At 51.1% G+C, this 11789-nt stretch carries 10 protein-coding genes; 3 read left to right on the top strand and 7 right to left on the bottom strand.

Annotation, left to right across the window (positions count from 1 at the left end):
- Positions 1-19: 19 nt before the first annotated feature.
- The gene (locus tag OCL06_RS05495; RefSeq protein WP_262992739.1) at positions 20-532 is read right to left on the bottom strand and encodes a CAP domain-containing protein; all 513 of its coding nucleotides are present in this window, start codon (positions 530-532) and stop codon (positions 20-22) included.
- A 368-nt stretch (positions 533-900) separates the two neighbouring features.
- Here OCL06_RS05495 and OCL06_RS05500 point away from each other — a divergent pair, with 368 nt between their 5' ends.
- Complete coding sequence (locus OCL06_RS05500; protein WP_262992740.1) at positions 901-1821, top strand: sialate O-acetylesterase; 921 nt, start codon at positions 901-903, stop codon at positions 1819-1821.
- 116 nt (positions 1822-1937) lie between these two features.
- Here the strand turns inward: OCL06_RS05500 and fadE are convergent, their stop codons facing one another.
- The 4 genes from fadE to purM all read right to left on the bottom strand — a co-directional run bounded on the left by fadE (position 1938) and on the right by purM (position 7104).
- On the bottom strand, positions 1938-4400 hold the full coding sequence (gene fadE, locus OCL06_RS05505; RefSeq protein WP_262992741.1) for an acyl-CoA dehydrogenase FadE: 2463 nt from the start codon (positions 4398-4400) through the stop codon (positions 1938-1940).
- A 294-nt stretch (positions 4401-4694) separates the two neighbouring features.
- Complete coding sequence (locus OCL06_RS05510) at positions 4695-5423, bottom strand: DUF3108 domain-containing protein (RefSeq protein ID WP_308445994.1); 729 nt, start codon at positions 5421-5423, stop codon at positions 4695-4697.
- On the bottom strand, positions 5416-6063 hold the full coding sequence (gene purN / locus OCL06_RS05515) for a phosphoribosylglycinamide formyltransferase (RefSeq protein ID WP_262992742.1): 648 nt from the start codon (positions 6061-6063) through the stop codon (positions 5416-5418). The genes OCL06_RS05510 and purN overlap by 8 nt, the downstream gene beginning before the upstream one ends.
- A 3-nt stretch (positions 6064-6066) precedes the next feature.
- Positions 6067-7104: a phosphoribosylformylglycinamidine cyclo-ligase gene (gene purM / locus OCL06_RS05520; protein ID WP_262992743.1), complete on the bottom strand. Its 1038-nt coding sequence runs from the start codon at positions 7102-7104 to the stop codon at positions 6067-6069.
- Positions 7105-7412: 308 nt separating this feature from the next.
- Between purM and OCL06_RS05525 the strand changes: the two genes are divergently transcribed.
- A complete protein-coding gene (locus tag OCL06_RS05525; protein WP_262992744.1) occupies positions 7413-8702 on the top strand; it encodes a DUF2066 domain-containing protein in 1290 nt (429 codons plus the stop codon).
- The gene (gene hda, locus OCL06_RS05530; protein ID WP_262992745.1) at positions 8690-9439 is read left to right on the top strand and encodes a DnaA regulatory inactivator Hda; all 750 of its coding nucleotides are present in this window, start codon (positions 8690-8692) and stop codon (positions 9437-9439) included. Before OCL06_RS05525 ends, hda begins: the two co-directional genes overlap by 13 nt.
- A 5-nt stretch (positions 9440-9444) precedes the next feature.
- On the opposite strand, the gene OCL06_RS05535 is transcribed toward hda, so the two are convergent.
- Both OCL06_RS05535 and OCL06_RS05540 read right to left on the bottom strand, forming a co-directional pair.
- Positions 9445-11370, bottom strand: a complete 1926-nt coding sequence (locus tag OCL06_RS05535; RefSeq protein WP_262992746.1) for a hypothetical protein — start codon at positions 11368-11370, stop codon at positions 9445-9447.
- A complete protein-coding gene (locus OCL06_RS05540) occupies positions 11367-11789 on the bottom strand; it encodes a DUF2069 domain-containing protein (protein WP_262992747.1) in 423 nt (140 codons plus the stop codon). The genes OCL06_RS05535 and OCL06_RS05540 overlap by 4 nt, the downstream gene beginning before the upstream one ends.

An 11789-nucleotide genomic window follows, 5' to 3' on the forward strand; every position in this document is an offset into this window, starting at 1 on the left:
CTACTTAGTCAGATAGACGTTAGCCGCCTGGCATGTCCTCAAATAACATGTCGGTGCCCTTGTTGGGAATGGTGTCAAAATAGCGGTGCTGATTTTCTGTCTTACCTTTCGTTAAATACACCACCCAGTACTCAACATGCGGCGCAGTGCGATCGCTGACAAAGGCGACGCCCATTTCATCCTGTTCCCGGTAAAAGGGCAGCCGGCCCAGCAAATGGTCGGCGTGATCTTTAGACTTTTTAAATGACCGCCACACTTTTTCTACCGTCGCGTAACCGCCGGCAATGGCTTCTACCTGGTTGCTGAAGGCTGCCCCATAATAATCAGGTAGTTCAAATCCGGCGTTACGTAAGCGCGAATTCGGGCTGCCGTCTAAGTTATGAAATACCATTCCTCGCTCTGCCATCAGCCGGGCCTTTTCTTCTGCAAGCACCTGTAGCAATCCGTTACAGCGGATTTCTTTACGCTGCTGGAGCTCATCGGTCATTATGGCAAGTGCCAGCTGTTGCGCCTGTTCAGTTGAACCACACATTGAGATATCGACGGGCTGTGCAGCTATCCCGGACCGTGGGATAAGCAGCAAAAATAAACCAGTACAGCAGAGAGACTAAAGGCAGTTTTTCATTCAGGGGTAAATCCATTTAATCAGATGCATACGAAACGTCACCATTTTCGCTAAAGGCGACAACGGTAGCTACTTTACACGATCGGAAGCTTTTCCTGAAGAGAGTGAAAACCACCGGATAAACAGCGGGACAGGCAGAGTAAAGGCTGCAAACGTATTCAGTGCGCATGGACTTACCATTAACAGAAATCGCACCTATTATGTTGGTTATATTTCAGTCGCCTAATGCTGCGTAAACTAAGCCGCAGCAATATGCGAAACCAAGAGAGCATAATATGAATACAAAGTTACTTACCGGATTATTGTTACTTGCGTTCACCAAAAGCAGTATTGCTGCCGAGTACCTGACATTCTTCTTAGGCGGCCAGTCCAACATGGATGGTTACGGGTATGTGTCTGATTTGCCAAAAACGTTAGCGAGCGAACAAAACGTCATGATATTTCATGGAAATGGCGTGTTTGATAATCAACCTCACGGCGGGCTGGGTAAATGGTCAAAACTACAGCCTGGGCACGGTACTGGGTTTAATTCTGACGGTAACACCAACAATTACTCAGACCGGTTCGGCGCCGAGCTGAGTTTCGCAGCGACACTTGCCGAACAGTTTCCACAACAAAAAATTGCGTTAATTAAATATGCCGTTGGAGGCACAGGATTGCACCTGGACACCGGTTACAGCAACTGGTCGCCTGACTTTCGCAAAGGCGAGGGACAGAACCAGTATGACTTCGCTCTCAATACGATTAACAACGCCTATTCAATCTCAGATATAGACGGGGACGGCGAAGCCGACAGGTTAATTCCAGCCGGGATTATCTGGATGCAGGGTGAAGCCGATGCACATTCAAGTGAGGTCTCAGCGAACGCGTATTTTACTAATTTAACCCGTTTGATGGGGTTAGTCAGGGCGGCCTTCAGAGACGACGATATGCCGGTTGTTATTGGCAGGATCACCGACTCAGAATTGGGTGAAGATGACATTATGCCTTACATCAAGCGGGTTCATCTGGCGCAACAACAGTTCGTCGAACAGGATATTTGTGCCAGTTATATGAGCGAAACAGAACGCTACCCATATGGTCAGGATGATGCCTGGCATTATCTGAGCGAAGGCTATGTTGAAATGGGCAGAGACTTTGCGAAGTCTTATTTATCGTTAGCAAGTAAATGTAACGGGGCGAATAACAAAGACTGACCCTATCGCAGGACAGGTTCAGTACATGGATGCGGTTTGTCTAAGCCCTCAATTCAACGTTACAAAAAAAAGCTGCCCGTGGGCAGCTTTCTGGTGTTGATATCAAAGAGAGACCCTCAGGCCGCTTCGTCTGAAGATTTAGCGGTGTTTTTCTTTGCTGACGTATTGGCAATCAGTTCCGCGTGGTCGAAGTCATCTACGTTAATCGTACGCAGGCGTCCGGCCTCTGTTTCCCGTAGCAGTGCTGCTTCCTCTTCATTGATCACGCCATCTCGCAGCGCTTCATCGGCAAGTGCATCCAGACGGGTGAAAGGAAGTTTACTGCCTTTCTGTCTGCATATCCGGTTAAACACAGGTTCACTGGCAATGACATTTTCCAGTGTTTGTTCTAAATCACCGAATAAGCTGCCTTCCTCGCGAGTGAGATACTGACCTTCACCTAAACGGCTTCTGGCCGTAGAGGGAGTTTGTAATATCCCAGCAACCTTGTGCTCGATTCTGTCCGACGGCTTATCCACACGACGACCAAATGGCATGGCTACCGCCCGCATGAATACCCCCACAGAGCGGTTCGGGAAATTACTCAGGAAGTCATCAATGGCAGTTTCAATGTCATGCAGGGTATTGAGCATGGCCCAGTGTAATAACGGCAAATCTTCTTTTAGCCGCCCGTCCTCGTCATACCGCTTAAGCGTGGCACTGCCCAAGTAAATGCCACTCAGTATATCGCCTAAGCGCGCAGATAAACGCTCACGGCGCTTAAGATCACCACCAAGAACACCCATCGCCACGTCGGTCATGAAGGCCAGGTTTGCACTGTAGCCTTGCAGCAGTTTGTAATACCGGGCGGTTTCGTCGCTGAAGGGCGCAGAATGCAGGGCGCCATTCGTCCAGCTGAACCATAGACTGCGCACGGTATTGGCAATGGCAAAACCAATGTGACCGAAGACGGCTTTGTCGAATGCTTTCAGCCTTTCATGACGATCTTCAATAGATGCGGCTTTGATTTCTTCCAGTACATAGGGGTGGCAACGCATGGCACCCTGACCAAAAATCATCATATTGCGGGTCAGAATATTGGCCCCCTCAACCGTAATGGAAATGGGCGCGCCCTGATAGCCACGGCCCAGGTAATTATTCGGCCCCAACATGATGCCTTTACCGCCATGCACGTCCATGGCGTCATTCACTACCTGGCGCATTTTTTCGGTCAGGTGATATTTACAAATTGCGGAAATTACCGACGGTTTCTCACCTAGGTCAACGGCCACAGTGGATAAACGGGTCACGCTGTCCATCTGGTAGGCATTACCGCCAATGCGAGCCAGCATCTCTTCAACTCCTTCCATATGTCCCACTGGCATACGGAACTGACGACGGATGCGGGCATAGGCCCCGGTTGCCATTGCACAGGTTTTGGCACCGCCGGCGGCAGTAGAGGGCAGGGTGATACAACGTCCGACTGACAGACATTCCATAAGCATGCGCCACCCTTTACCGGCCATATCTTTGCCACCAATAATGTAATCCAGTGGCACAAAAATGTCCTGGCCGCGAATAGGGCCATTTTGGAACGGCGTATTGAGTGGCAAGTGACGACGACCAATGTCCAGACCCTTGGTATCGCGGGGGATGAGCGCGCAGGTAATACCCAGATCAGACTCATCACCCAACAAACCGTCCGGATCCTGAAGTTTAAATGCCAGCCCGATGACAGTCGCCACTGGCGCAAGCGTGATGTAACGCTTGTCGAAGGTAAGGCGCATACCTAGAATTTCTTCGCCTTCCCATTCACCCTTACATACCACGCCAACGTCCGGAATTGCGCCGGCATCCGAACCTGCCTCCGGTCCGGTCAGCGCAAAACACGGCACTTCTTCACCACTCGCAAGACGAGGCAGATAGTGTTCCTGTTGCTCTGGTGTCCCATAGTGCTGTAGCAATTCACCAGGCCCCAGCGAGTTAGGTACCCCGACGGTGCTGGACAACACGGCACTGGTTCCAGCCAGCTTTTGCAGTACTCTGGATTGCGCGTACGCTGAGAACTCCAGTCCACCGTATTTCTTTTTGATGATCATGGCAAAGAAGCGATGTTCTTTAAGGTATGCCCAAATCTCTGGCGACAAATCGGCATCCTGATGGTTAATTTGCCATTCATCTACCATATGACATACCCGATCCACCGGACCATCGAGAAACGCCTGCTCTTCCGCAGTCAGCCGGCCACGGGACACACTGTGTAATTTGCGCCAGTCTGGTTTGCCACTGAAAATATCACCGTCCCACCACACGGTGCCGGCATCAATAGCCTCCTGTTCAGTAGTTGACATTTCCGGCATCACCTTGCGGTAAAAAGCCAGTAATTTACTGCTGAGGTAGGTTTGACGAATATTGGTTACTGACAGAGGAACGGCCACTACAAGAAAGGCCAGCCAGCCGAAGAAACCGATATCCCCGAACAAGGTGCCTAGCACCATCACTGCACCCGTGGCGGCGACGGTATTTAGCAAGCTGGTCCGTTTGTAACTGGCGACAGCCAGGGTAATCAGTACCAGTAAAAACCAGATAAACTCTGCCATGTGTCACTCCTGAAATCGGCAAGGTTAGCGGTCAGTATCAACGTCAGGGCGCCGCCTACATGAGGAAAACGCACCGATTTTGAGGTCTGACCAGATTACTCTTAACGTATACCCGACGACGCAAAAATGCAAGATCGCAGCAGGGATCCAGTGTGAAATTAGTGTTAATTTTTGTATGCAAGTCAGCAGGGTGTCGTACGCTTAACTAAGGAGAGCGCGTCGATAGGGAGGGGCGGTTGTGAATGAGATGCTGAACAGCAATCCGCCCCGAACAACACGAGGCGGCAGATTAGCTTATTCGTTGTTTAAGGTGACGTAAGAGCGCAGGCGTATATCGCCCTGTTCGTCACCTTCTTTGAACTGCTGTAGCCTTACCAGGTTGTAGTCCAGTTCGGGAGCGAACCAGGCGAAGGTTTCCCGCCGGTTGGAGTCACGGATGAGTTTTACCTTAATGGTGTCCAGGCGCCCGTAAGGAAGTTTTAATTCTTCCTTACCCATGACTTCAATGCCGTAGGTACGCTTCTGTCCACGGTAATTTACAAAGTGATATTCAGTTTCGGTATCGCCAACCGCCAGCTTTCTCGGTAAATCTATCCGGTATATCTGATTATCGATTTCGCCATTCCAGGGAAGGGTTTCTTTACCGTCATCAGATTCGACCAGCAGCGTATCAGGATCGTCTTTACCAAAGGTGACGTTGAGCTTGTCATCCGGGCCGGTGCCGCTGCGGGAGTAATAATACTGGCTGGGTACCAGGTCGCCGTTTTCGACACTGAATATAGAGTGTTCGTACCGTTTGTCGGAGAGAAAAAACTTAGAGACCTTCGACGAGTACGTCAATGAATACTGGGCGGGAGATAAGCGCTCAAGTTTCATTTCAACGTTGCCGACATCGTCATCCCACTTATACGCAGTATATTGTGCATGAAAAGGGGTGAGGGCCATGGCCGGCGTGTCTTGCGCCATCGAGTTGGTAACACTGCTGGCACAAAATAACAGCCCTAACAGGCCAGATTTAATCACTCGCGAAACCGGATACCGGAAGTTCTTCATCGTCTAAAACTGCCTTATTTTCCTTCATTGCTAATCTACCTGAACATATCCAGTTAAGGACATACGGATAGAGTTGCCGTTCTTGTTCCTGAACACGCGATGCCAGTTCTTCTGCAGTATCACCTTCGAAGACCGGCACTTTACTTTGAATAATGACCGGGCCGCCGTCAAGTTCGGGCGTCACGAAATGAACGCTGACGCCGTGTTCTTTATCGCCGTTGTCGATAGCGCGCTGATGCGTGTTCAAACCTTTGTACTTCGGCAACAAAGACGGATGAATGTTCACTAATTTACCGCGCAGACTATTCACAAAGTCAGCGGTGAGAATACGCATAAAGCCAGCCAGCACCACACATTGAGGGTCATACTGGCTTATCAGCCTGGCCAGTGCTTCATCGTAACTTTCACGATCCGCATAATCGTGATGGTCCAGACAATGGGCCTCAATTCCTGCTTCTTTAGCTCGCTCCAGGCCATACGCATCCGGACGATTGGAAATGACACAGCCGATCCGGGCATGCAACGTGCCATCGTTAATACGATCAATGATGGCTTGCAGATTAGAGCCGTTACCGGAGATCAGAACACATAAAGTGGGTGTGGCAGACATCACTTAGCGCATCTCAACTTGCTGGTCACCGTCTTTAGCGGCAATTTCGCCAATTACCCAGGCATCTTCACCCTGAGCCCGCAACTCTGCCAGTGCTTGTTCGGTATTAGCCTCATCAACCACTAACACCATACCTACGCCACAGTTGAACGTACGGTACATTTCATGCTCGGTGACGTTGCCCTGGTGCTGTAACCAGCTGAATATGGCTGGCCATTCCCAGCTGTTTTTATTGATAATTACTTTCGCATCGTCAGGGAGTACCCGGGGAATATTTTCCCAGAAGCCACCGCCGGTGATGTGTGAAATAGCACTAACCTGAACTTTTTCAAGCAAAGCCAGCACAGATTTAACATAGATGCGGGTAGGCGCCAGCAGATGTTCAAGCAGGGGTTTACCTTCCAGCGACGCATTAACGTCAGCGCCGCTGACTTCAATGATTTTTCTCACCAGCGAATAGCCATTTGAATGTGGTCCTGACGAGCCCAGGGCAATCAGTTGCTGACCAGGTTTAACCTGCGTGCCATCAATGACGTTTTCTGCTTCCACCACACCCACACAGAAACCGGCGATATCGTAGTCGCCCTGTTGATACATACCCGGCATTTCAGCGGTCTCGCCGCCAATCAGGGCACATCCAGCCAGTTCACAGCCTTCCCCGATTCCGGCGACAACGTCTGCTGCGACATCGATATCAAGCTTGCCGGTCGCGTAGTAATCCAAAAAGAAAAGCGGCTCTGCGCCCTGAACAATCAAATCGTTTACGCACATAGCCACCAAATCAATGCCTACTCCGTGGTGCTCATTAGCGTCCATGGCTACGCGAAGTTTGGTGCCCACCCCGTCGGTACCGGAAACCAGTAATGGCCGTTTATATTTTGACGGGATTTCGCACAACGCGCCAAAGCCACCTATATTTCCTTTAACTTCCGGACGATGGGTCTTTTTAGTGACGTGCTTAATTCTGTCAACCAGCTGGTTACCTGCGTCAATATCGACGCCGGCATCTTTATAACTTAACGAGGTTTTTTTATCGCTCACGGTTACGCTCTGATGCTGTGGGTGGAAAAACGCGGATTCTACCAGTTAGTCACGCTAAGTCCAATTTTCGTGCGGTAAAGGTTGCGGCATTTTGATTGAAAATCGGGTAGCAGTCAGCCAGCTGCGGGTACAGAAAAACAGTGCTGAAATATTGCCATAGAAACAGGTGAAAATTTATTGTAAATAGCCCACAATACGGGCACTTGAATTGCAATAATAATTGTCATAGTGCGCAGCAATTGCTGCGTGCGATTATTGTGAGAATCTGTCTGCTGACAGGCACGCGACCCAGGGGGCATGGAAGTATTTTGAATTCGGCATCATTGGTATCGGTTATTCAAACCATATGGTTGGTAATTTTTTCGTTTGTATTGCTAGGCAGCTCTGTCGCTAATGCCACAGTGCAAATAGACACCCACGTGGGACATATTGAGGTTCAGGACCAAAGTCAGGACACACAAAAGCGCGCGGCGAAAGATGCCTTGTTACAGGTCTTGGTGAAAATGTCCGGAACGACTCAGGTGGAAGATATCGCAGGCGTACGAGCCGCCTTACGCAACCCCAATCAGTATTTGCGATCTTATCGCTTTAACGAGCGTCGCGATGCCCTGTATTACGTGGCCGAATTTGACCCGCAAGGGCTTACCCAAATACTGCGCCGGGAAAACCTGCCGGTCTGGGGCAATCGTCGTCCGGAATCTATTATCTGGTTGGCTGTAGAAGACGAACGAGGCCAGCGTCATATCGTTGAAGAAGCGGCGAAGAGCCCAGTCAGCGACGCAATCCGGAATACCGCACAGGCGCGGGGAATTCGGGTAAGCCTGCCATTAATGGATCTTACCGATAATCAGGCTATTTCTGTTTACGATATCTGGGGGCGGTTTGCCAAGACCCTGGTTTCCGCATCTTCCCGTTATGGCGTCGATTACGTAGTAGCAGCCAGGCTGTATAAAAATAACGGAAGTGAGGTACCAACATTACCGGCGCCGGATCAGGACAAGCTGCTGAACGATGCACTGAACAAGGACTGGGACCGCCCGGTACAGGATCTGGAAAATGAGCTGGAAGGCGACGGCGCATCCTCAGCGTATCGTGCCCAGTCACCTGCGGCGGCCAGCGACGTCATGCCTTTTTCCAGTCGGGAATTTGAATCCATGATGGCTCGCCAGGGCGAGGGGGCGTACGCCCTTGACTGGGTGTTTATTCGCAACGGCGATGTAAAAACCGGTTCGCTGTACGGCGATGATCCTGCGGACTTAACGGCACTACTAATGGAAGGTTATGCCAGTTATCTTGCAGATATTTTTTCGATTAAGCCCGGTGTGCAACAGGGCGAACCGCAACAATTACAAATTTCGGTGGCCAACTTAGATAGTCTGGCGCATTTCGTCAATGCCCAGCGTTACCTTAAAAGCCTGAGCGTGGTAGATCAGGTAACGCTGACCCGCCAGTCCCGCTCGGTGGGCACGTTTACATTGTCTTTGCTGGGGTCACCGCAGGACTTTCTTAACACGATGGCGCTTGAAAACCGGTTAAGTCCGGTAAAAGATGCATTCGGTCAGCCAGTGCAAGGATACAATTTCTATTGGAACCAGTAGCCATGCAATTGCCGCTACCGGTTTCTTTACCGGTAGATGAAACCTTTGACAGCTTTGAGGCCGGCAGTAATGCAGAGAGTGTGACGCTACTGCGCCAGCTGGCGAAGGCGTTGCCTGACTGGCGGCAAACCGATGGCATGCAGACGCTGGCTACACAGCAACTACCTATGGTTACGCTGGTTGGCAGTAAGGGGCGGGGGAAAAGTCATTTATTATACAGTCTTTGCCACGACATGGCGGCGCGGAATGTGCCACACGTTTATCTTAATCTGAATGATTTAGCCCATTGGCCAGACAATGCATTTGAGGAATTACACGCCTTACCGCTCATTTGTCTGGACAATATTCACGCCCTGGCCGGGCAACGTCGCTGGGAACTGGCGTTATTTGACTTGCTCAACCGGGTAGCCGAGACTCAGCGTTCCGTACTGGTATGTACCAGTCAGCTTGGTCCGAGCAATCCCGCGTTCAGCTTGCCAGACTTACGCTCAAGGCTTAGCTGGGGGGTGACCTACCAGCTCCATGCTATTGATGATGAGCAACGCCAGCAGGTAGTGCGAAACCGCGCCCGGGAGCGGGGCTTGAAGCTTTCCGAACAGGCACTGCAATTTTTACTTCATCACAGTGACCGGGATATGCCGAGTCTCATTAGCCTGTTAGATCGCCTTGATACCCGCTCACTCCAGGAGCAAAAAAAGCTCTCGGTCGCTATGGTGAAACGAGAGCTTGGACTGTAACCACCTTATCGTGTGGCTTTAGGTAAGGCCGGCATCTGCGCATGCTCTTCGGCAAACAACGCAGGAATATTCTGGTCACTGGTGGTGGTAACTCCCGGTTTATCAGTACTTTCACTTTCCAGCGACACAGTGGATTGCCAACTGGCGCCGGCAGGTAAAGCCACTGGTGAAGGCAACTGGGCCTGGGCTGCAGGCACATTAATTTCTGGCAGCACCCGACTGATCACGTAATCTACCCTGGGCTGAAGTTGCTGAGCGTTCACCCGATTCCGCTGACCCCAGGTAAGCAGGTATTCTTGCTCTGCGAAGGTTTCCCGGGTAAACACCCCTACATCTGATGAGACCCCGAGACGGTATAACATCATGAAGCGCTCTAACAGCGTCGCAAAATCTTCCCGCCGGGTGAAATACGCATAGAACGATACCGCACCATCCGGTTCAAACCAGTTCGCCACTTGCTCTGCCGAATAATTGCGCTGTTCCGCACTGGCCGTAGCTCCGCCATAGGCTACGTCAGCCAGCTCGTGAAGCTCCTGAGAGGTGAGTGGCAATGCCGTTACCAGGCCATCGGATAGGGTATTGTTGCGATTGTAATAACTGAGCGGATCGTCATTGTCTGCAAGCTGTGACCAGGTCTGATAATTGAAAAAATCATTCGCATGGGCCAGCTCGTGATACAACAGCCAGGTAAGCGCCGCTTCCACACCGGCCAGGCTGCGGGAATTGCGCAATGACCGTGCAAGGCCGGGCTGCGGGTAATAATAACTACCATCCTGTACGTACCGCCAGCTGGTCACATAATCAAGATCATTGCCAAAACCGCTGCGGTAATCCGGAATGGTGTTGAGGGTGTCCCGCTCGGCCGGGGTTCGCCAGAAATTCCTGGCGTCCAGATAAATTGCGCCGGTGGCTACCCAGTAAAACGACGGGCGTACTTCATAAGAAATTACTACGGCGGTGGTGGCCCGTAACAGGTTGCGGATGTCGTCACTGGCTGCACTGGACTCCAGAAATGCACTAAAAGCATCACCCATCCACGGATGAGAAACGTAGGTGCGATTGAGAATGTCGTCGTTCGTGGGATTTTCGGTCTCCTGACCAATCAGCGGCAAAGTACCAAACTGACATGTATCCGCGACACGATTGCCGTATACACATTCTGCAAGCGCCTCTGCATAGGGGCTTTGGGGGCGATAGGGCTGCATATGGCCGGTGACTGTCTGCAGGGTATTACCAACCTCGTCCACAAAGTAACTGTCGGCATCAATGTCGATATTCTTAACCAGTACCTGGACTTCATCGCTCGCGGTGGTGCCGTCAGCAAATTCGACGCTCGCTTCAAATACCATCACTGCGTCGGCAGTTACGGCCGGAGCCTGGAAATAAATATCCTTCGATGGGCCATCGCCGGCGTTATACCTTATATTCACCGCGGCAGGCCCGCTTAATTGCCGCCAGTTAATATCGCTCACCTCACGGGTAGGGTCGGTGTCTACCCGCAATGAGACGCGGTTACCTTCGCTCGCTTCGTGGCCTAAACGGGCAATCACTAAGGGTTGCTGGGTATCAATCACGTTAAGCACAAAGTCGTACGTTTTCTGCTCACCGTTTGTTAGTGTCGCGGTAACGGTGAAAGGATAATCGCCGACAGCAGGGGCATCAAAGCCAATTGCCTGAGTATGTGCCGCCAGCGGTTCAATATCACCGGTGGGGTTTTGCCATTGGATTTCGCTAATTGTTGTGCTGTTGTTAGTAGTAATAGCGAAGTCAGCGGAATCACCTGTTTGCACAGTGGTTTCGCCATACAGAACTAGCTCAGTGTTTGGTGGCGGTGGAGGGGGGCCGGTGACCGGTGGCTCGACGCCATTATCAGAGGACCCGCCACACCCGGCGAGAATAAAACCTGCAACCACCACCCACCCGTATTTCATCGCTTGTTACCTTCAAATCGCTGACGTTCTTCTTCCATCACCACTTTAAGCTTTTTCAGGCCATGTCCCAGTTCCTGACCCCGCTTACGGGCAAACACACTGCAACCGGCAAACATACCGCAGCACAACAGAATTTCGATGGCCGCATATACACGCTCGGCAGGCACTGCGTAAGCAATGGTGCACCCATGCAGTAAATAATATAACACTACAAAATTTGCCCAGGCATGGGTGTAGGGCTTGCCCTGGATAACTCCTTTAAGCGGCAATAGTAGCGGAACCACATACATGAGAAACACGAACAATGCTGAGTAGCCTGTGTCTGGTGACAGTAGGAAATGCCACAGGCAAACCCAAATCAGCAGGGCAACATGGCTGCAAAGCGCCAGGTATCGATAAAATCGGGTATCATTTGCCAC

The organism is Alteromonas salexigens (assembly GCF_025628895.1).
Classification (GTDB): Bacteria; Pseudomonadota; Gammaproteobacteria; order Enterobacterales; family Alteromonadaceae; genus Alteromonas; species Alteromonas salexigens.

Coding starts and splice junctions, on each gene's coding strand:
- OCL06_RS05500 (WP_262992740.1), top strand. CDS start 901: ATGAATACAAAGTTACTTACCGGATTATTGTTACTTGCGTTCACCAAA.
- OCL06_RS05535 (WP_262992746.1), bottom strand. CDS start 11,370: ATGAAATACGGGTGGGTGGTGGTTGCAGGTTTTATTCTCGCCGGGTGT.
- OCL06_RS05495 (WP_262992739.1), bottom strand. CDS start 532: ATGTGTGGTTCAACTGAACAGGCGCAACAGCTGGCACTTGCCATAATG.
- purN (WP_262992742.1), bottom strand. CDS start 6,063: ATGTCTGCCACACCCACTTTATGTGTTCTGATCTCCGGTAACGGCTCT.
- fadE (WP_262992741.1), bottom strand. CDS start 4,400: ATGGCAGAGTTTATCTGGTTTTTACTGGTACTGATTACCCTGGCTGTC.